Origin of the sequence: Pseudomonas sp. TH10 (assembly GCF_016651255.1) — a bacterium.
In the GTDB taxonomy this organism is placed as follows: Bacteria; Pseudomonadota; Gammaproteobacteria; order Pseudomonadales; family Pseudomonadaceae; genus Aquipseudomonas.
Window position 1 is genome coordinate 1 of sequence record NZ_JAEKEG010000046.1, and the last position, 19,184, is coordinate 19,184.

At 58.4% G+C, this 19,184-nt stretch carries 17 protein-coding genes and 3 pseudogenes; 19 read left to right on the forward strand and 1 reads right to left on the reverse strand.

The features are described from left to right. Positions 1–100: 100 nt before the first annotated feature. Positions 101–853 (reverse strand): FadR/GntR family transcriptional regulator, encoded by a 753-nt coding sequence (locus tag JFT80_RS07040; RefSeq protein ID WP_201147379.1) that lies wholly within the window; start codon positions 851–853, stop codon positions 101–103. Between the two features lie 268 nt (positions 854–1,121). Between JFT80_RS07040 and JFT80_RS07045 the strand changes: the two genes are divergently transcribed. The 19 genes and pseudogenes from JFT80_RS07045 to JFT80_RS07125 form a co-directional block, all read left to right on the forward strand. Continuing rightward, on the forward strand, positions 1,122–2,147 hold the full coding sequence (locus JFT80_RS07045; RefSeq protein WP_201147380.1) for an ornithine cyclodeaminase family protein: 1,026 nt from the start codon (positions 1,122–1,124) through the stop codon (positions 2,145–2,147). 27 nt (positions 2,148–2,174) lie between these two features. Next, positions 2,175–3,194 carry a dihydrodipicolinate synthase family protein gene (locus JFT80_RS07050; RefSeq protein ID WP_201147381.1) on the forward strand — a complete coding sequence of 340 codons (1,020 nt, stop codon included), beginning with the start codon at positions 2,175–2,177 and terminating at the stop codon, positions 3,192–3,194. Positions 3,195–3,204: 10 nt separating this feature from the next. Further along, positions 3,205–4,676, forward strand: a pseudogene (locus tag JFT80_RS07055) (NAD-dependent succinate-semialdehyde dehydrogenase). Between the two features lie 91 nt (positions 4,677–4,767). Next, entirely contained in the window at positions 4,768–6,456 is a 1,689-nt protein-coding gene (locus tag JFT80_RS07060) for a DUF1302 family protein (RefSeq protein WP_201147382.1), read from the forward strand. A gap of 34 nt (positions 6,457–6,490) precedes the next feature. Continuing rightward, positions 6,491–6,670, forward strand: a complete 180-nt coding sequence (locus JFT80_RS23920; RefSeq protein WP_242482823.1) for a hypothetical protein — start codon at positions 6,491–6,493, stop codon at positions 6,668–6,670. An 89-nt stretch (positions 6,671–6,759) separates the two neighbouring features. After that, a complete protein-coding gene (locus JFT80_RS07065) occupies positions 6,760–7,851 on the forward strand; it encodes a DUF1329 domain-containing protein (protein ID WP_242482824.1) in 1,092 nt (363 codons plus the stop codon). A 113-nt stretch (positions 7,852–7,964) separates the two neighbouring features. Further along, complete coding sequence (locus JFT80_RS07070; protein ID WP_201147383.1) at positions 7,965–8,297, forward strand: hypothetical protein; 333 nt, start codon at positions 7,965–7,967, stop codon at positions 8,295–8,297. 11 nt (positions 8,298–8,308) lie between these two features. After that, on the forward strand, positions 8,309–9,355 hold the full coding sequence (locus JFT80_RS07075) for an MFS transporter (RefSeq protein ID WP_242482825.1): 1,047 nt from the start codon (positions 8,309–8,311) through the stop codon (positions 9,353–9,355). Positions 9,356–9,592: 237 nt separating this feature from the next. Further along, entirely contained in the window at positions 9,593–10,033 is a 441-nt protein-coding gene (locus tag JFT80_RS07080; RefSeq protein ID WP_201147385.1) for a YCF48-related protein, read from the forward strand. 17 nt (positions 10,034–10,050) lie between these two features. Beyond that, positions 10,051–10,674: a YCF48-related protein gene (locus JFT80_RS07085; protein WP_201147386.1), complete on the forward strand. Its 624-nt coding sequence runs from the start codon at positions 10,051–10,053 to the stop codon at positions 10,672–10,674. Further along, positions 10,671–13,110: pseudogene (locus JFT80_RS07090) on the forward strand (RND family transporter). Before JFT80_RS07085 ends, JFT80_RS07090 begins: the two are co-directional and overlap by 4 nt. Positions 13,111–13,167: 57 nt before the next feature. Continuing rightward, positions 13,168–14,568 (forward strand): Rieske 2Fe-2S domain-containing protein, encoded by a 1,401-nt coding sequence (locus tag JFT80_RS07095; RefSeq protein ID WP_201147387.1) that lies wholly within the window; start codon positions 13,168–13,170, stop codon positions 14,566–14,568. Then, a complete protein-coding gene (locus JFT80_RS25075; protein WP_307833053.1) occupies positions 14,519–14,857 on the forward strand; it encodes an aromatic-ring-hydroxylating dioxygenase subunit beta in 339 nt (112 codons plus the stop codon). The genes JFT80_RS07095 and JFT80_RS25075 overlap by 50 nt, the downstream gene beginning before the upstream one ends. After that, positions 14,791–15,069, forward strand: coding sequence for an aromatic-ring-hydroxylating dioxygenase subunit beta (locus JFT80_RS07100; protein WP_274610165.1), 279 nt, complete (start codon positions 14,791–14,793; stop codon positions 15,067–15,069). The genes JFT80_RS25075 and JFT80_RS07100 overlap by 67 nt, the downstream gene beginning before the upstream one ends. 24 nt (positions 15,070–15,093) lie before the next feature. After that, positions 15,094–15,309 carry a ferredoxin gene (locus tag JFT80_RS07105; protein WP_201147388.1) on the forward strand — a complete coding sequence of 72 codons (216 nt, stop codon included), beginning with the start codon at positions 15,094–15,096 and terminating at the stop codon, positions 15,307–15,309. A 15-nt stretch (positions 15,310–15,324) separates the two neighbouring features. Then, positions 15,325–15,864, forward strand: coding sequence for a VOC family protein (locus JFT80_RS07110; protein ID WP_201147389.1), 540 nt, complete (start codon positions 15,325–15,327; stop codon positions 15,862–15,864). A 70-nt stretch (positions 15,865–15,934) separates the two neighbouring features. After that, positions 15,935–16,891, forward strand: a complete 957-nt coding sequence (locus tag JFT80_RS07115) for a VOC family protein (protein WP_201147390.1) — start codon at positions 15,935–15,937, stop codon at positions 16,889–16,891. A gap of 320 nt (positions 16,892–17,211) precedes the next feature. Then, positions 17,212–18,240: a VOC family protein gene (locus tag JFT80_RS07120; protein WP_242482826.1), complete on the forward strand. Its 1,029-nt coding sequence runs from the start codon at positions 17,212–17,214 to the stop codon at positions 18,238–18,240. A 16-nt stretch (positions 18,241–18,256) separates the two neighbouring features. Then, positions 18,257–18,988 (forward strand): annotated as a pseudogene (locus JFT80_RS07125) (alpha/beta fold hydrolase); the annotation flags it as partial. Positions 18,989–19,184: the final 196 nt, after the last annotated feature.

A 19,184-nucleotide genomic window follows, 5' to 3' on the forward strand; every position in this document is an offset into this window, starting at 1 on the left:
CGTCTTGCGTATAAAGCGAGTTTGCGATCCAAGGTAAGAGACGGATCTGGGCCGGCAATGAGTACTGAGTGATTTTCTCAATACTCTGTGAGACCTGTCGCTACGGTTTAACTGGAAATTGCTCTGCCTGATCATGCGCCTTACGCAACCGTTCGCGGCTATTGGTCAGATGCAACCTCATCGCGGCTCGCGCGGAATCAGCATCCTGCCGTGCGATGGCTTCGTAAATCCCTTCATGCTCACCAATCAGTCGAGCTTGGTATTGCTCTGGATCGCTGTGAACCAGCTTTGCTGAGTCAACACGGGTTCTTGGCAGCATGCCCGGTCCGAATTGAGACAGAATGTCGGTGTAGTAGCGATTTCCGGTTGCAAGTGCGATCTGGTAATGAAACCGGAAGTCCGACGCCACTACGTTGCTTTTGACAACTGCTTGATTAAAAGCGTCCAACGCCTCGCGCATCGACACCAAGTCCTCGCCATTGCGACGGCTGGCGGCGAGCCCTGCGGCCTCCACTTCCAGGCTGGTTCGAAATTCAAGAACGTCAATCACGTCTCGCAATGTAATGATGGTGGCAGGATCAATGCGCAAGCCATGAGTGTTGCGGTGATCCAGCACGAAAGTGCCCACGCCCTGGCGTGTTTCCACCAGGCCGGATGCCTGTAGCCTGGACAGGGCTTCCCTCACCACCGTTCGGCTCACGTTGTATGCACCCATTATTTGCGTCTCGGTCGGCAGCTTCTCGCCACACTTGATTACCCCTTCGGTAATTTGACGGGTCAATTCTGCTACCAGTGTTTTGGCAAAGCTCTGGCGCTTGCGGCGTGGTGAGGGTACTGCGTCGCTGTCGATCATGGGGGCCGGCTTCGGACTGAATTTGACGCGTCATTATAGGCATCTGACGAACCCTGATCAGGCACGAGAATCCATCTCGATTTGCATAAAGCAGTTATCCATTTTGAATGCATCGAGGCTTTTCGAACACCCTGCTGCTGCGGGGGCGCCGTATTTTCAGAAGCCTGTGCAAGCGTCTTGTTTTATAGATATCTGTATTAGGCCAGCGTGCGTAGCTCGCCCCAAATGCACTTCATAAACTCCGGTTCAACAAGATCCGGAGGTTTCCATGGACGTTGCAGATTCTATAAATATCGAAAAATTTGAGGTCTCTACACCCTTTATCAGGGACGCGGACATCGCTGAATTGGCCAAGTGGCCAAAGGTTATCGCCGCGCTTGCTGAGGCCTACGCCATGCCCATCAAGCCGGCTATGGTGCCACCGCGCATCATGGCACGGGGTGAGGGTTTCTGGTTGCGCAGCCTCTGTGCAGTTTCGCCGTCGGGCGAATACATGGGCTGCAAACTGATTGCCGCCTCACCAAAAATTCGTCGAGCCAGCTACCTCATTTCCCTCTTCGATCAGCGGACTATGGAGCTGGCCGCGCTGGTCGACGGCAACCGCATCACCGATTTGCGCACTGCGGCAACTGCCGTGGTGGCGGCCAATGCAGTGATCCCCAAAGGCGCCCTGCGGGTAGGCGTAATCGGTTCCGGCTCAGTGGCCAAGAGCATGCTGACGGCGTTGTTGTCGGTGCGCGAAGTGTCCTTGGCACGCGTGTTCAGCCCGACTCCTGCTAGCCGCACAAAGTTTGCCGCCTCCTTTCAAGAGACCCATGGCCTGCTGCTTGAGACCGTCGACAACGCCCAGGCGGCAATCGACGGTGTCGATGTGGTGGTGTGTGCAGCGCGCAGTCGTGACGAGTCGCCGGTGCTGCTGGGCGAATGGCTGCAACCAGGCATGGTGGTGCTGTCGGTAGGCTCCACGTTGCCAGAACAACGCGAAGTCGACTCGGCCGCCATGGCCCGCGCCGACCTGATCATTGCCGACATGCCTGAAGAAGTGCTGCACGAGACCGGCGATGCCCTGGTTGCCACCCGTGACGGCGTGGACGTTGCGGGCAAGACCGTGAGTCTCGCCGAGGTGGTATCCGGCCAGGTTCCCGCGCGCCGCTCAGCCAATGACATCGTCATCTACAAATCGGTCGGCACTGCCCTGCAAGACGTAGTGACCGCCGAGATGCTGCTGCGCGAGGCGCTGTCCAGCAATCGCTTCCAACTTATCCCTGCGGGCGTCGTGACGATTGACCGCTGAAGAACCCATTCAAGGAGAACAACGATAATGGCTAACTACAAACGCAATGACGCCCGTGCCTGGGCAAACGAAATGCTGGTGGGTTGCTCCGGGGTGACCATCCCCAGTTACAGCGCTGACCTCAAGCGCCTGAACGAGCAGGGTATTCGTCACGACATCGAGAAACTTGTGGACCTGGGTTTTACCTACACCTTGCTGTGTACCGAAGTCGCGATTACCCCGCAGGAGAACGCACAGTTCACCTCGTGGGCCAAGGAGACTGCTGGCGATAAGCTCGGGCTGTTTTTTCACGCCGGCTTCGGCACGCTGGCCGAGAATATCGAAGCGCTGAAGCTGGCTGAGAAGGCGGGTGCGGACATCGTGCTGTTGTCCTACCCATCGAACTTCTGGCCAACCAGCGAACAGGAAATCTACGACTACACCAAGAGTGTCTGCGACGCCACCAACCTCGCGGTCATGCTGTTCCCGATTCCGTTATGGGGCTTTGAGCGGGTACATCCGCAGGGCATGTCTCCCGAGTTGATTCGTCGCCTGATCGACGATTGCCCGAACATCGTTGCGATCAAGGCCGAGCAGGGTTTCCCGCATGTGGCCGGGTTGATCGAAACCTATCACCGCTTTGGTGATGAAGTGCTGATCAGTTGCCCGATCGAGAGCGATGTGATCCCGCTGATGAAGTTCATGGACTTGCAGTTCTCCGGCACCAGTTATACCCAATGGATGGGCGACCATTTTCCCAAGACGTTCGATCTGGCCCGTAATGGCAAGTGGGAAGAAGCCATGCAGCTGCACTGGCAGGCTCAGCCGGCACGAGGCGCCGTGGGCGCTGCGACTGGCGCCTACATGCCGGGTTCCAACTACATCAACCGTGCGCACTGGAAATACATGGACTGGCTGGCCGGTTTCAACGGCGGTCCGTTGCGTGCTCCAGGTGGCCGTATTCCGGATCGCCTGATGAAGGTCCTGCGTCAGGGGCTGGTGGCGTCGAAACTCGAGTGCACCTCGGATGACGACAGCCAGTTTCTGATCGGCCGATTCCCTTGCTGAGGCGCCGTCGATGAGCATGAAATTGTTGAACGACCCTTCATTGTGGCGCCAAGGCGCCTTCATCAACGGAGAGTGGGTTAAGCAGACCCCTCACGGGACTTACGCCGTTCGCAACCCGGCGAACGGTGAGGTTCTGGTCGAATTGCCGGTGTGCAAGGAGGCGCAAGCCGAGTTCGCGGTCGAGTCTGCTCACGAGGCATTCACGCGCTGGAGCAAAGTCCCCGCCAAACAGCGTGCCGAGATCATTAATCAGTGGTACCGGCTGGTGGTCGAAAACAAGGAAGACCTGGCCACACTGATTACTCTGGAAGAAGGCAAACCACTGGCGGAGGCGCGTGGTGAAATCGACTACGCCGCATCCTTCCTGCAGTGGTTCGCCGAAGAGGCAAACGCATTCGCGGTGATGTGATTCCGGCACCGAAAGAAACCCAGCGCATCATCGCCCTCAAGCAGCCAATCGGTGTCTGCGCGGCGATCACCCCCTGGAACTTCCCTGCGGCGATGATCACCCGCAAGGCTGGCCCGGCACTGGCGGCCGGTTGCTCCATGGTAGTCAAACCAGCGAGCCAGACACCACTGACGGCCCTGGCGCTGGCCGAATTGGCACGCCGTGCCGGTGTACCGGCCGGGGTATTCAGCGTGCTGACCGGGAATGCAACGCGAGCGACGGGCAATGTGCTGACCGGTCACCGGTTGGTGCGCAAGATTACCTTCACCGGCTCCACCGAAGTCGGTCGTGTGTTGCTCGCGCAGTCCGCCGAGACTATCAAGAAGTGCTCGATGGAACTGGGCGGGAATGCACCGCTGATTGTGTTCGATGACGCCGATCTGGATCTCGCGGTAGAGGGCATTCTCCATGCCAAATTCCGCAATACCGGACAGTCCTGTATCGCTGCCAACCGGGTATTTATCCAGGATGGTATATACAACGAACTTGCTGAGCGCCTGGCTCTTCGCACCCTCGAAATGAAGGTGGGTAATGGGCTTGAACCCGGGGTGCAGATCGGTCCGATGATTGATGCCGCTGCGGTGAACAAGGTTGAGGAACAACTGCGCAACGCCGTGGCCGGCGGTGCCCGCGTGCTTGCAGGTGGTCAGCGACACTCACTGGGCGGTGCTTTCTTCGAGCCGACAGTGGTCGCCGATGTGACGCTGGAAATGACCATCGCCCGCGATGAGACCTTCGGTCCGGTCATGCCGCTGCTGCGTTTCGGCACCGATGCCCAAGCTATCGCCATGGCCAACGACACCGACTTCGGCCTGGCTGCCTACCTGTTCAGTCGCGACGCCGCGCGCATCTGGCGTACTGCCGAAGCATTGGAAACGGGAATGGTCGGCATCAACACCGGGCTGATTTCCAGCGAGGTCGCGCCGTTCGGCGGGATCAAGCAAAGCGGCCTCGGCCGTGAGGGCTCGCATTACGGTATCGATGAATTCCTCGAGATCAAATACCTGTGCTGGGACGGTGTAAGTCCCACCTGATACCAGGTAACCCTGACCCGCGGCATGACGATGCGGCGGGTCGATTCACCGCAACGTGGCTCCCAGAACAATCATAAAAGCAGGTAGTGCCATGACATATCGTCAGAAGAAGTGTGCTCGTTTGCCAGTCGTCTTTGGAATCGTCCTTGCCGCGGGTGCCTTGTCTCCCTCCAAGAGTTGGGCGACGGTCAGTTGGGAATCGGATGACGGCCTGAAGGTCGACTGGAATAACTCACTGCGTTACTCCGCCATGTTCCGGGTGGACAAGCGTGATGGCGAGTTGTTGTCCAATCCGAACCTTGATGACGGCGACCGCAATTTCAGTACCGGACTGGTTTCCAATCGCGGCGAATTGTTCAGCGAGCTGGATGTCGTCCATTCAGCTGGTTTCGGTGCGAGGGTCAGTGCCAATGGTTGGTACGACACGGTCTACAACCGTCACAACGATAACCCCGGCATCAGTGGTGGTGCCTTTCCAAACCAGGTATCCACGGGGCCGGATGAGTTCACCCATTCCACTCGCGACCAACAAGGCCGTGATGTCGAACTGCGCGATGCCTTTGTCTTCGGGCGTTTGCAATTGGGTGAAACGGAGCTGACCGGGCGCCTTGGCCAGCACTCGCTGGTCTGGGGCGAAAGTCTGTTCTTTGCCAACAATGCCGTGGCTGGCGCACAGAGCCCGTTCGATACCACCCGCTTGCTCGATGACCCGACAGCGGAGGCCAAGGAGTTCGTATTGCCGGTGCCGCAAGTCTCGGCTCAGTGGCAATTGAGCGACTCTCTATCGGTCGGTGCCTATTATCAATTCCGTTATGTGCACAACCGAATCCCGGCGTCGGGGAGCTACTTTTCGGTGTCCGATATCGTCGGTTCCGGTGCAGAGCGGCTGGTACTCGACCCGACCACCGGGCTGTCGGCCTTCAGGCAGTCAGACCACGATGCCAAGGACTCCGGTCAGTTTGGTTTGCAGGTACGTTGGCAGGTTGGTGAGTTCGATCTGGGGTTCTATGCCCTGCAGTTCCATGACAAGGATTTTCAGCAGGTGACCAGTCTTGGACAACCGTTTGGTCCCTTCGGCCCGGTTCTGCCAACCAGTTATTACCTGGCTTACCAAGAAGACACCCAGCTTTATGGATTCAGTGCCAGCCGCAGCTTTGGAGACCTGAACCTGGCGCTGGAAGCTTCTGTCCGCAAGGGCCAGTCGTTGGCGACCACACATGCCGTCGATACGTCGGCGTTAGGTGGGCCAGTACCAAATAATAATGATCATCCTGCCTACGCGGTGGGCGATACCGCCCACATCAATCTCTCGACCATCTGGACGGTGCCACGTACGGCACTGTGGAATGAGGCGAACCTGGCGGCCGAGGTGGCATGGACGCGCCTGCTCAAGTGCAAGCAGAACTGCGACGACAGCGTCTCTGGGGTGGCAGCCCTGGACCCTAATATCACCCGCGATGCGTGGGCGATGCGAGCGGTGTTCAAACCTATGTACCGCCAGGCAGTGCTTGGTTGGGACATCGGTGTGCCAATAGGCGTCGGTTTCACCCCTAAGGGCTCGCGCAACCCGCTCGGCCCGGCAGCAGTACCGCCTGAAAACGGTGGTGATCTCACCGTCGGCATCAGTGGCCTGTACATGAATGCCTGGAACCTGAACCTGGCCTACACGCGTTTCTTCGGACCCTCCGGCACCTTCCTGGATGACACCAATTCCTACAGCTACAAGCAGGCCCGTGCCGACCGCGATTTCATCGCTTTCACAGTCCGCCGCAGCTTTTGATCAGTCTGTTTAAAACAAGAACGAGGAGACCATCATGAACAAGGTTATTGCCTTGGGACAAGGGCTGGCGCTGTTGGCCTGCGCCATCGCCTTACCCCTGCATGCGGCGGTTCAGGCCGATCAGGCCCAGCGCTTGAAAGGAGATCTGACACCCACCGGTGCCGAAAAGGGGGAAATGCCGACGGCTCGATTCCCGCATGGACCGGTGGACTGACCAAGCCAACCCCGGGCGATGTACCGGGAGGGCGGCGCGGTGATCCGTTCAAGGATGAAAAGCCGCAGTTTTCGATCAACGCACAAAACATGGCGCAGTATGCAGGCAACCTCAGCGACGGGGTGCAGGCAATGATCAAGAAGTACCCGGACTATCGCCTGGATGTCTATCCGACCCGCCGCACTTCGGCGGCGCCACAATGGGTGTATGACAATACCTTCGCCAACGCGACCCGCGGCACGCTTGAAAAAGGCGTTCCCCAAGGCGTCTACGGCGGTATTCCCTATCCGATCCCGCAAAGCGCCGAAGAAGTGATGTGGAACCACGTGCTGCGCTGGCGCGGTGCCCGATTCCAGCATTTCAACAACTGGTATCAGGTCCTCGCCGATGGTCGTGCCGTATTGGTGACCGATGCCGAGATCAACGAGCAGCTGCCGTACTACGACAAGAACAGCAGCCTCGAGCAGTTCCAGAGCGAAGGCAAGCCATTCTGGCAAGTAGCAATCCGCAACGTCGGGCCCCCACTGCGGGCCGGCGAGGCACTGCTGGCGCACGAGTACCTTAATCCAGACAAATTGCAGACTTGGGTCTATCTCAAAGGCCAGCGACGCGTGCGCAAACTGCCTAACGGTTGCTGCGACACGCCGACGCCAGCCGCCGCTGGCGTGATGACCTTTGATGAGATGTATACCTGGACCGGGCGCATGGATCGCTTTGACTGGAAGATGATCGGCAAGAAGGAGTTGTTTATTCCCTATAACGCCAACCGCACACTGCAGCCAACGAAGGATGAGGACATGCTCAAAGGCAACTTCCTCAATCCGGACCATGTGCGCTGGGAGAAGCATCGCGTGTGGGTTGTTGAAGCGAACGTGCGCAGCGGTCAGCGCCATCAGGCCGCCAAGAGCCGATATTACTGTGATGAGGACACCTGGATCTGCGTGCTCGCTGATCGATGGGACGCTAATGGCCAGTTGTGGCGGACGTTGTGGTCACAGGTCGTGGTAGTACCGGAACTCCCGGGATCGGCGATTTCTTCTTTTGGCTACAACGATCTGCAAACGGGAACCGCGTTCGTCGCCCAACTCAACAACAGCAAGCCTAAACACTACGTGCTCAAGGAAATCGACAACGACAAGGTGTTCTCACCGGACGGCCTGGCTGGTAGCAGCGTGCGCTGATCGGTTTGCCTGAGGTTATGCGGTGCACAGTTTGTTTGGGCGCGACGCGGTATGCCGGATATCGATCGCTTCCACAGGTTGTGCACCGTCATAAACATAATAAGGATAATCGTATGAGTGCCGTACATGACGTGCTGGATAACACACTGGAAAAGAACTCCGAGAAAGATGTTGGGCCGTTGAAAGATTTGGGTTCACTCAAATCTTATATGGATGAAACGAATATGACCCGCTACCAATGGGTCATCATTGCTGTTTGTGGGTTGCTTTATATCGTCGACGGTTTTGATATTTTGGTGATGGCATTCACCGCGCATTCGATTTCTGAAAGTTGGAGTTTGAGTGGTTCGCAAATTGGCATGCTGATCAGTTGCGGCCTCGGTGGTACCGCCGTTGGTTCTTTTTCGTGGCCCCATTTGGTGACAGATTGGGCCGGCGAACGGTGATTCTGGTTTCGTTGGCGATTGCCAGTCTTTGCATGATTTTCAGCGCCTATGCCGCCAATGCGCTCCAACTGGGTTGTCTTCGTTTTCTGACCGGCATTTGTATTGGCGGGATACTCACAAACTGTAATGTCCTGACCAGTGAGTACTCGTCTATCAAGTGGCGAAGTCTCACGATCTGCTTGCTGTCCACCGGATATGCGATAGGCGCTACGTTTGGTGGCGTGTTGGCCATGTATGTGGAAAAGCGCTTTGGCTGGCGGGTCGTATTTCTGATCGGCGGGCTCATGTCGTTGATGTCGCTGCTGGTCGCAGTCGCTGCGCTGTCGGAGTCTTTGTATTTTCTGATTAATCGCAAGCCGAGAAACTGCCTGCGGAAAATACAAAGTATTCGAGTGAAATTGCAATTGCCGGAACTGTCGTCAATAGCAACGGAACATCCCGCGTCAAAAAAAATAAAAGGAGCTTATGCAGAGCTGTTCAAGGGTGAGGCGGGAATGGCGACCGTTTTGTTATGGATAGCATTGTACTGTCTGATGTTCGGCTTTTATTACATATTGACCTGGACCCCTAAAGTACTGACGAATTCGGGTTTGTCCAATGAGCAAGGCATCAGTGCCGGTGTAGTCATTAATTTTGGGGCGATGTTCGGAACCATCGTGTTCGGGTTTTTAGGCACACGCTACAACATCAAAACCTTGCAGGTTTTCTTTCTGCTCAGCACCGCGGTGCTTGTGGTTGTTTTCGGTTTTTCGTTAGGTAATTTGGACCTGGCGTTGATGCTGGGACTTGTCGTCGGGATATTTGGCGTCGGTGCAACGGCAGGGCTGCATACCATCGCTCCGATGATTTATGAATCAAGTCATCGAGCGACGGGCGTCGGCCTGGCTATAGGCATCGGTCGCTTGGGCAGCATGTCCTCACCAATCGTGGCGGGGATGCTGCTTGATCAAGGTTGGAAACCCACAAGTTTGTTCTTTCTGGTTGGCGTTGTTTTGGTGGTTTCTGCAATGGCGGTTGTGTTGATGAAAGCGATCAGCAGCTCTTCCGCAAAAAATTGATACCTCCCTTCGATTTTCAAATCCTTCGGCAATACCGCATGCCAGGCCGTGGGGCAGAAGAGCGCCACACCAAAGGACTTTTCCTGTCCACGGCGCCCCGGCCCGCGATGATCTGCATTTTGTAGATATCTGAATTAGAAGCCGCTGCGTAGCTGCTGTCAGGCGCGGTCCATACACTCGATTCCCAACAGCCGGACAGTGTGGCTGTCACGACAACAACAAAAAGAGGCAATGCCCATGAGTCGCAAATCCAACAAGGTGCGAAGTAGCGTGCTTGGGGCGATGCTGAGTGCAATCACCATCTGCGCCAACGCTTCGGCAACCGTCCCCGAAGTCGGCGCGCCTGCCCAGCGCGATGCGTTGATCTCCAACCAAGCCAATCAGGCAGTCCTGCTCGGTGCTGCTGTCACCGACAGCAACCGACTGGTCGTCGTGGGCGAGCGTGGCATGGTGTTGCTGTCCGACGATGGCGGCGCACATTGGCGCCAAGGCGCCGTTCCGGTCAGCGTTACCCTGACCGCCGTTCGCTTCGCCGGCCAGCAGGGGGTTGCTGTCGGTCATGGTGGTGTGGTGTTGACCAGCAGTGATGGTGGCGAGCACTGGCTGCTGCGTCTGGAGGGCATCGTGCCGCGCAACTGGCGCTGCAGGCGGCGAAGGCAGGCGACAACCCGGCGCTGATCGACAGTGCGCAGCAGTTGGTAGACGAGGGTCCGGACAAGCCGTTTCTCGATGTGGCCATCGACCAGGCGGGTCGCCTGCTGGTGGTTGGCGCGTACGGAATGATCTTCGCATCACCGGACCTGGGGAAAACCTGGAGTTCCTGGATGGGACGCATGAACAACCCGGACGGTCTTCACCTGTATGCGATTCGCCAGCGCGGCAATGATCTTCTGGTGGCGGGTGAGCGCGGACTGGTGCTGCGTTCCGTCGATAATGGGACGACGTTCGAGCGACTGGAAACACCCTACAAAGGCAGTTTGTTCACCGCTGAACTGCCAGGTGATCGGGACATCGTCGTTGCCGGACTCAAGGGCAGCCTGCTACGCAGCCATGACGGTGGTGCGACCTGGCAACGCCTTACAGCCGCCGATGCTTCTTCCTTCACCGGTTCCTCCCTCGGCGCCGATGGCACCCTCTACCTCGTGACCCAGGCCGGCCATGTGCTTGGCCTGCAGCAGGACGGCCTCGTTCAGTTGAATCAGCAGGCTCTGCCTTCGCTAAACGGCATCGTAGCGGTCAACGCTGGAAACATCGCATTGCTCAGTAGCCGAGGGGTGGCCACGCTGCACCTCGGCGCGCGCGCGGAGGAATTGAAATGAATTTGAACATCTCTCTGCCAGGACGTGTCCCGATGGCCGACTTTGACTCCCGATCCGGCTCTCTGGTCGAGCGGGCAATCTTCAACAATCGCTTGATTGTTGTGTTGTTGTGTCTTTTGTTGACCGTATTTTTCGCCAGCCAGCTGCGTCACCTGGAACTCTCGGCGAGCTTCGAGAAAATGATCCCGCAAGGGGCATCCCTATATCCAGAACTTCACCGCCCACCAAAAAGACCTCGTGGGATTGGGTAATGCCGTGCGCATCGCTTTGGCCAACCCCAAGGGCACAATCTATGACGCGCAATACATGGACGCCTTGCGTGAGTTGAACGACGAATTGTTCCTGATGCCGGGCGTCAATCGCATGCAGATGAAGTCGCTGTGGACGCCGTCGACCCGCTGGGCAGGGGTCACCGAAGACGGGTTGGAAGGTGGACCGGTCATTCCTGACGGTTACGACGGTTCGAAGGCGAGCCTGCAACAGTTGGGTGCCAACCTGGCGCGTTCCGGCGAAATCGGTCGACTGGTGGCCACCGACTCCCGCTCAACGGCGATCTTCCTGCCGTTGCTGGCTCAAGATGCGGAAGGGCGCCCGTTGGACTATGCCGCGCTGGCCGCGTCACTGGAGCAGTTGCGCCACAAGTACGAGGCTCGCGGCTATGAGATGCACATCACCGGTTTCGCTAAGCTGGTGGGTGACCTGATCGATGGGGTGCGCAGCGTGTTGGTGTTCTTCGTCATCACTTTGGCCCTGAGCAGTGCGGTGCTCTACTGGTTCACTCGCTGCTGGCGATCCACTGCTGCGGTGGTCGTTGCCTCGTTGATCGCCGTCGTATGGCAGCTTGGCGTGCTGCCAACCCTGGGCTTTGCCCTCGACCCATACTCGATCCTGGTGCCATTTTTGGTGTTCGCCATCGGCATGAGTCATGGCTCGCAGAAGATGAATGGTATCCTGCAGGACGTCGGACGTGGCGCCAGTAAGCTCACGGCAGCGCGACTGACATTTCGGCGGCTGTTTGGCGCCGGCCTGGCGGCATTGGTGATCGACGCGGTTGGCTTCGGTGTGCTGTTGGTGATCGACATCGAGGTGATTCGCGAGCTGGCCCTGGCGGCTTCAATCGGCGTCGGTATCCTGATTTTCACCAATTTGATTCTGCTGCCGGTGATGCTCAGCTTCGTCGGTGTCTCGCCACGTGCCGCACAGCGCAGCCTGCGTGCCGAACATGCTGAGCAGAGCGGGGCGGCCAGGCATTTGGTGTGGCGTTTGCTCGACCGTTTTACTCAGCGTCGTTGGGCGATCGCGGCGATCGCTGTCAGCCTCCTGTTGGCCTTGGGCGGGTGGGGCGTTGCCAGGCACTTGCAGATTGGCGACCTGGACCCGGGCGCGCCGGAATTGCGCCAGGACAGTCGCTACAACCGTGACATGGCGTTTATGAACGGCAACTACGGGGCCTCCAGCGATGTGTTGGCGATCATGGTGAAGACCCCGGCCGGTTTGTGTTCTGCGTTACCGACCCTGAACAAGGTTGACGCGCTGGAGTGGCAGCTGCGCCAGCTGCAAGGGGTGGAAAGCACCGATACCCTGGCCCTGCTGAGCCGGCGCATGAGTGCCGCCCTGAACGAGGGCAATCCGAAGTGGTACGACTTCGTGCCGAATCAGGACATGCTCAATACCATTACCGCCAGCGCCCCGCGTGGTCTCTATGACGACAGCTGTTCGCTACTGACGCTCTACGTTTACCTGGCGGACCATAAGGCTGCGACCCTGTCGCGGGTGGTCAGGCACGTGGAGCAATTTGCAGCAGCGAACAATACCGACGAGGTGCAGTTTCTGTTGGCGGCGGGTACCGCCGGCATCGAAGCGGCGACCAACATGGTTGTCACCGACGCCTGGCGTCAAATGAATCTGCTGGTGTATGCCATTGTCGCGCTCCTGGCACTGATCACCTTTCGTTCCTGGCGTGCAGTGATCGTCGCGGTATTGCCGTTGATGTTGACCTCGCTCCTCGCGGAAGCGCTGATGGTCGTCTTGGGCATGGGGGTGAAGGTGGCAACATTGCCAGTCATCGCCTTGGGCGTCGGCATCGGTGTCGACTACGCGCTCTACATCCTGTCGGTCATGCTGGTGCAACTCAAGGCCGGGCAACCGCTATCGATGGCTTACTACCGCTCGCTGATTTTTACCGGCAAGGTGGTCATGCTCACCGGCATCACCTTGTCCATCGGCGTTGCCACCTGGCTGGCAAGCCCTATCAAGTTTCAGGCTGACATGGGAGCGCTGCTCGCGTTCATGTTCCTTTGGAACATGCTGGGCGCTCTGGTACTGGTACCTGCGCTGTCGGTCTTTCTGTTAAAGCCCAAGCGAGACCCGGTCACCGAGCGGCAACCTCTGCCGAGCACCATGGATCTGCCGGTAATGGAGCAGACCAGTCCCTGACCGGACGGATCAACAGCTCAAAACAAACAAGAACAAGTAGTGAGGAGAGCAACCCCAATGATCAATTATGACCTTATCTATCCGGGCAATCCCGACCAGTACCTGGACGACCTTTGCGAGCGCGTCTCGCAGGGTATGGACGAAGGTTTGCTGCCCGTCGAGGTTTTCCGCGACGACGCAGTGTTCCGTGCGGAGATGGAGCGCATCTTCACCCGTAACTGGATCTTCGTGGCCCATACCTCAGAGATTCCCGAGAAGGGCGATTACGTGCTGCGCCGCATCGGCATCGACAAGGTGATCGTCACCCGTGACGACGATGGCGAGGTCAACGTGCTGCTCAACCACTGTCGGCATCGGGGTTCCGAACTGTGCCATCAGGACAAGGGTAATACCCGTCACTTCAAGTGCCCGTACCACGGTTGGGTCTATCGCAACAACGGCGATTGGGCTGGCGCGCCACATCTCAAGGATGCCTACGGCGGCCCGCTGGACAAGAAGGAATGGGGCCTGTTGCGGGCGGCCAAGGTCGAGGCGATCCATGGCTTCGTGTTCGCTTCGCTGAGCGAAGACGTGCCGCCATTGCGCGAATACCTTGGGGGCGCGGCGTGGATGTTCGACGCGCTGTTCGGTTTGCACCCTGATGGCATGAAAGTGCTCAAGGAGCCGGAGCGCTTCGTGGTCAAGGCAGACTGGAAGAGTGGTGCGGAAAACTTCAGCGGCGACGCTTATCACGTCAGTACCGCACACCTGTCGGCGTCGTTGTCGCAGTTCATCCCGGGCGTCAATCAGGTTAGCAGCCTGGCCAGCGGCTATGACTTCGGTAACGGCAACAGCTTCATCGGTCACGCATTGCCGGAGCTGATCGCACCGATGTTTGACTTCTGGGGGTATCCGCCGGAGTACCGCGATCAGTTTGACCTGACCCAGCTCGATGAGGTGCAACTAGAGATGCTCAAGAAAGTGCCGCCCACCATCGGCACGATCTTCCCCAACTTCAGCTTCCTGCGATTCCCTCAACCTGACGTACCGGGCGCCATGCCGATTCCGTTCACCAGCATTCGCATGTGGCAGCCGGTGGCGCCGGGCGTGATGGAACTGTGGAACTACGAGTTGGAATACGCCTTCCTGCCTGAAGAGTTCCACGACAAAGCGTACATGGCGGGCCAGTTTGGCTTCGGCTCCGGCGGTATTTTCGAGCAAGACGACACCGCCGTTTGGGAAGGCATCGCCAAAGTCGCATCCAGCCCTTGGGCGCTTTCGAAAGGTATGCGTCTGCATTACCAGCAAAAGCGTGGCGGTCCTGATCTGGACTGGAAGGGGCCGGGTGAGTTCCACCCCTCGATCTACGGCGAGTACAGCCAGGAACGTTTCTGGCGCCGTTGGGTGAAAGAAATGACCGAAGGCAAAAGTGCGAGCAAACACGCCGATCAGTGCGACGATCAAGGAGGCTGCGAGTAATGAAAAAATCCACGAATTGCGCGAGCACGCTGCTGACTTTCTTGCCCGGGAAGCGTTGATCCTCGATGAACGGCGTTTCCGCGACTGGTTCGAGTTGCTCGACGATGAAATCGACTATGACGTACCGATTCGTATCGCCATGCGCAACTATGCCGACGAGTTTCCCCAGGCGCGTTTCGCATCAAGGATTGCAAGGCGCATATCCAGACCCGCATCGCGCGCCTGGAAAGCGATCACGCGTGGGCCGAAGTTCCGCCATCCCGCACGTTGCGTGTGGTGGGTAGCGTGATGGTGGATGCCACTGAAAGCGAGGATGTGATCTCGGTGGTCAGCGCAATGATCCTTTATCGCCAGCGGGGCCACGATGATCTCGGTGATGTGATACCGGTCCGTCGCCATGACTTGCTGCGCGTCACGGAGGACGGCTTCAAGCTGCTCAAGCGCAAGGCCTTGATCACCCACGCGGTGCTGCAGACGCCTAACCTCGGCGTATTCCTGTAACAACAAGAACAAGAGAGCCGTGAAATGGCGAGCGAAAAAGTTGAAGTGATCCTCGATGCCCTGAAGTGCCAGGGCTATGGACTGTGCCTGGGGGCGGACGATGTCTTCGAGCTGGATTCGGTGGCGAACATCGCTCACCTGAAACAGCGCTTCGTGGATATCTCGCGCAAGGACGAATTTGAACAACTGGTACGTGACTGCCCGGCTGCAGCCATCAGCCTTCGTGTACTTCAAGAGTGAACAGGGGAGCAAGCCATGAGTGATATTGCCAAGAATCTGATCGGTCGAAAATTCGACCAGATCTGCTTCGTTGTCCCGGATCTTGAGGCCGCCATGGCCATGTGGAGCAAGACCAATGGCGTTGAAGTGTGGAACGTCGCCCATGACTTGGCCAAGGAGCAGACCCAGAAGGAATACCGTGGTCAGCCCGGTGATTTCCAGTTTAGCTGCGCCTACGGTTTCGCCGGTGACACCCTGATCGAACTGGCCCGTCACGACGGTGGCAACAGCCTGTACAAAGACTGGATCGACAGCCGGGGCTACGGTCCGCATCACATCGGCTTTCGTCAGAGCAGCGCCGAGGAATATGCCCAGGCCGAGCGACATTACCAGCAACAAGGCCTGGAGAAAGCCATGGCGGGCTTCTTCGAAGGTCCGTTCGGTAACTGCCGCTGGAGTTACTGGGACACTCGCGAACTGATCGGTTTCTACACCGAACTGTATTACGTTGATGGTGAGTTGAACGATCGTATGGCCGCGTTGCGTCGTGGTGAAAACGTCAGCATTACCTCCTGACCTGATCTGGCCGGGGTGTGCGTTACCGCCGCCCCATGAAGCGCGCTGCGCGAAAACGGAGTAACGATTCATGAATATTATCGGTCCAGATGCAGTGGTCTTCGGTGTCGACGATATAGAGGTCGCCGCCAAGTACATGACGGACTTCGGTCTTAAGCCTGTCGGGAAGGTTCGCGAAGGCCTGCTGTTCGAAACCCTCGACGGCACGGGCGTGATCATCTGCCAGGCGAATGATCCAGGGTTGCCCGCTCCCCTTAGTCCGACCAACAAGGCGCGCAAGATTGTCTATGGCGTCGCCGACCTGGAAAGCATCGAGCAGATCGCCGCCGAGCTGGGCAAGGACCGGGAGGTCAAGCGTCTGGCTGACGGTGCCATCGAGGCGCTCGACGATCTGGATGTGCCGCTGGTGTTCCAACTGACCCGCCGTCGCGAAATCAGCCTGCCAGCCGAAAAGATCAATGCGCCGGGCGCGCCGTTACAGCGTCCGGTAAATTGCATCGGTGTCGACGATCAGGATGTTGTGCCGCAGTTGCGTAGCCTGGGGCATTTCGCGATGTTCGTACCGGACGTGGCCAAGGCCGAGGCGTTCTACGTCAACCGCCTGCAATTTCGCGTCAATGACCGCCTCGGTGGCGGCCCTTTCATGCGCTCCAAGGCCACCCAGGAACATCACACCATGTTCCTCATCCAGACCCCGCCGCAACTCAAGGGCATTGAACACATGGCATTCCATCTCGGCGGGCCAAGCGAAGTGATGCAGGCCGGCAACCGCTTCCGTGACCTGGGCTATCCGAGTTTCTGGGGCCCGGGCCGGCACAACTTCGGTTCGAACTGGTTCTGGTATTTCGACGGCCCGCTGGGTTGCCGCTTCGAGTATGACGCCGACATGGACAAGCATGACGACCACTGGGTACCGCGCGAGGTACCGCTGCATGCCGATAACGCCCAGGCCTATCTGATGGAGATGCTCGAAGAGAATTGGGCACCCTTCAACGGTCCGCGAAAACCGGCGAACAACCCTTCCTGACGAGAGCCGTCAGCGCACCTGAAAGCTGAGGCTCGCGCCTCGATGCCGATCAGTTCACTGCATCCAGTGTGGGTGCTGACTGACCGGCATCGAGGCGCGGGTCTCGGCTTTTTTGATGCCGCTCCAAGCCTTGCATTTCTTGCATATCTGCCTTGTCCGAAGCTCTCTGGCTCCCTGGTGGAGCACTCCTTAAGATGGAATTCAACGAATGTAAAAGCGTTCGAACGAACAACAGAGAAGGCAATCATGACGAAGGGCAATCCATTTCGTTTCACCGGTGTCGAGTGTGTGAGGTTCGCGGTCGAGGAGCTGGCCGATGCTTGCCGCTTCGCCTCCGATTGGGGCTTTCCTACGTGCCTTGCGCCGATCCCGAGGTGAAGCTGTTTCGCGCGGTCGATGGCTCCGAAGTTCAGGTCGTCGCCGCTGATCCTGCACGTATCGACCGCACTCCAATCGGCGGGGGCAGTGGCCTGTGCGAGATTGTCTGGGGTGTCGAGGACCAGGCTACCCTCGCGGCGCTGGCCCAGGACCTGGGACGTGACCGGCGTGCCGAGTTTGATGCCGACGGTACGCTGCACAGTGTCGATGACCTGGGCATCAACCTGGCCTTCCGCATCGCCCAGCGCAAGCCACTGCACTTCGAAGCGACTCGTTATAATGCGCCGGGCCAGCCACAGCGCATCAATCGTCGTGCGCCGGCGTACAAGGTGGCCATGCCACGGGAAATCAGTCATATCGCCATCGGTGTGGACGATGCCGCCGAAGCTGCGCGCTTCTACATCGAGCGATTGGGTTTCCTCGTTTCCGACCGTTATGCCAATCGTGGATTGTTCATGCGTTGCTCGCCCGCGGGCAACCATCATCACGTGTTCTTCATGAACGCGCGCGTACCGGGAACCCGCTTCAATCATCTGGCTTTCAAAGTGCGCGACATTCACGAAGTGATCGGCGGTGGCCAGCATCTCGATTCATTGGGCTGGAAGACCTTCGCCGGCCCGGGTCGCCACACCATTTCCTCTGCGTGCTTCTGGTACTTCCAGACGCCGTTCGGCGGTTCCTGGGAATATGCCGCGGACGAGGACATCGTCACGGACGAATGGGAAGCCCAGGACTTCGCGGCCATCGCCCACATCTTTTCGGAATGGACCTTCGGCCTGAGAAATCCGACGGCACGCTCAAGGGGCCGATTTCCGCAAGCAAGGAACAGAAGCTCTAACCCCTTCGGTTTCCTCATCGGCTGTCCTCTCGCACACTCGCTACGGCGAGCGTGGAGGGCGCCTCTTCACCTGACTTCGGGGAGCACCAGACGTGTCCGAATCGAACCGCCTACAAGCCCCTTACTGGATTGAGCTGTTGCACACTCAAGTGCGGCAGATCCAGGGAAAATACCGTACCCGCATTATCGAGGCCGGGTCCGGCCCCGCGTTGATCCTGCTGCACGGCACCGGTGGCCATGCGGAAAACTATGCGCTGAACATTGCCGAACTGGCCAAAGACTTCCATGTCATTGCCATGGATTTCCTCTGGCATGGCAAATCACAAACCGAAGGCTACGACCCGCAGATCATCCCTGCTCTGGTGGACCAGGTTCTGGATGTGATGAACCAGCTCGACCTGGACAGTGCCTTCATCGAAGGCCAATCGCTGGGTGGTTGGGTGGCCATGCAACTGGCCCGGCGTCATCCCGAGCGTGTCAATGCGCTGGTGCTGACCACGACCATGGGCTACACGCCTGATGCGGGCGCGATTGAGGGTTATGTCGAGCCGGACTGGGCCAGCAACCTGCCAAGTTCACTCGAAGTGTTGCGCGACCCGAGCTTCGACAATGTGCATACCCGCATGGCACGCATTCTGGCCCACCCGCATCGACTGACCGATGAAGCCGTCATGGTCCGTCAAGCGCTGTACCGCCAGCCTGAACTGGCTGCCGTGCAAATGCAGTTCATTGCCGAGTACCTGGCGGGACCGACCATTCGCCAGCACCTGGTGACCGATGCGCTGGCCCGGCAGATCCGCCAGCCCACGCTGGTTTACTGGGGCGACCGTAATCGCACACCACCGGCCCTGGGTGAACACATCGCACGACAGGTGCAGAACGGCACCTTCCATTGCGCAAGCGACACCGGGCACTGGGCGCAGTTCGAGAGCGCTGCCGAACATAACCGGGTCGTCGCTGCCTTCCTCCAATCGCATCTGTCCGGGGATGAAACCGCCATGTCGATAACTTCCCTAAACCCGGTTGGCCGCTGGGAAATCCTGTCCTGGGAGCAGCGCTTCGATGATGGCCGCGTCG

What these genes read in the sequence shown, in the direction of transcription:
- JFT80_RS07040 (WP_201147379.1), bottom strand. Translation starts at nt 853, where the DNA reads ATGATCGACAGCGACGCAGTACCCTCACCACGCCGCAAGCGCCAGAGC.
- JFT80_RS07045 (WP_201147380.1), top strand. Translation starts at nt 1,122, where the DNA reads ATGGACGTTGCAGATTCTATAAATATCGAAAAATTTGAGGTCTCTACA.
- JFT80_RS07050 (WP_201147381.1), top strand. Translation starts at nt 2,175, where the DNA reads ATGGCTAACTACAAACGCAATGACGCCCGTGCCTGGGCAAACGAAATG.
- JFT80_RS07060 (WP_201147382.1), top strand. Translation starts at nt 4,768, where the DNA reads ATGACATATCGTCAGAAGAAGTGTGCTCGTTTGCCAGTCGTCTTTGGA.
- JFT80_RS23920 (WP_242482823.1), top strand. Translation starts at nt 6,491, where the DNA reads ATGAACAAGGTTATTGCCTTGGGACAAGGGCTGGCGCTGTTGGCCTGC.
- JFT80_RS07065 (WP_242482824.1), top strand. Translation starts at nt 6,760, where the DNA reads ATGGCGCAGTATGCAGGCAACCTCAGCGACGGGGTGCAGGCAATGATC.
- JFT80_RS07070 (WP_201147383.1), top strand. Translation starts at nt 7,965, where the DNA reads ATGAGTGCCGTACATGACGTGCTGGATAACACACTGGAAAAGAACTCC.
- JFT80_RS07080 (WP_201147385.1), top strand. Translation starts at nt 9,593, where the DNA reads ATGAGTCGCAAATCCAACAAGGTGCGAAGTAGCGTGCTTGGGGCGATG.
- JFT80_RS07095 (WP_201147387.1), top strand. Translation starts at nt 13,168, where the DNA reads ATGATCAATTATGACCTTATCTATCCGGGCAATCCCGACCAGTACCTG.
- JFT80_RS07105 (WP_201147388.1), top strand. Translation starts at nt 15,094, where the DNA reads ATGGCGAGCGAAAAAGTTGAAGTGATCCTCGATGCCCTGAAGTGCCAG.
- JFT80_RS07110 (WP_201147389.1), top strand. Translation starts at nt 15,325, where the DNA reads ATGAGTGATATTGCCAAGAATCTGATCGGTCGAAAATTCGACCAGATC.
- JFT80_RS07115 (WP_201147390.1), top strand. Translation starts at nt 15,935, where the DNA reads ATGAATATTATCGGTCCAGATGCAGTGGTCTTCGGTGTCGACGATATA.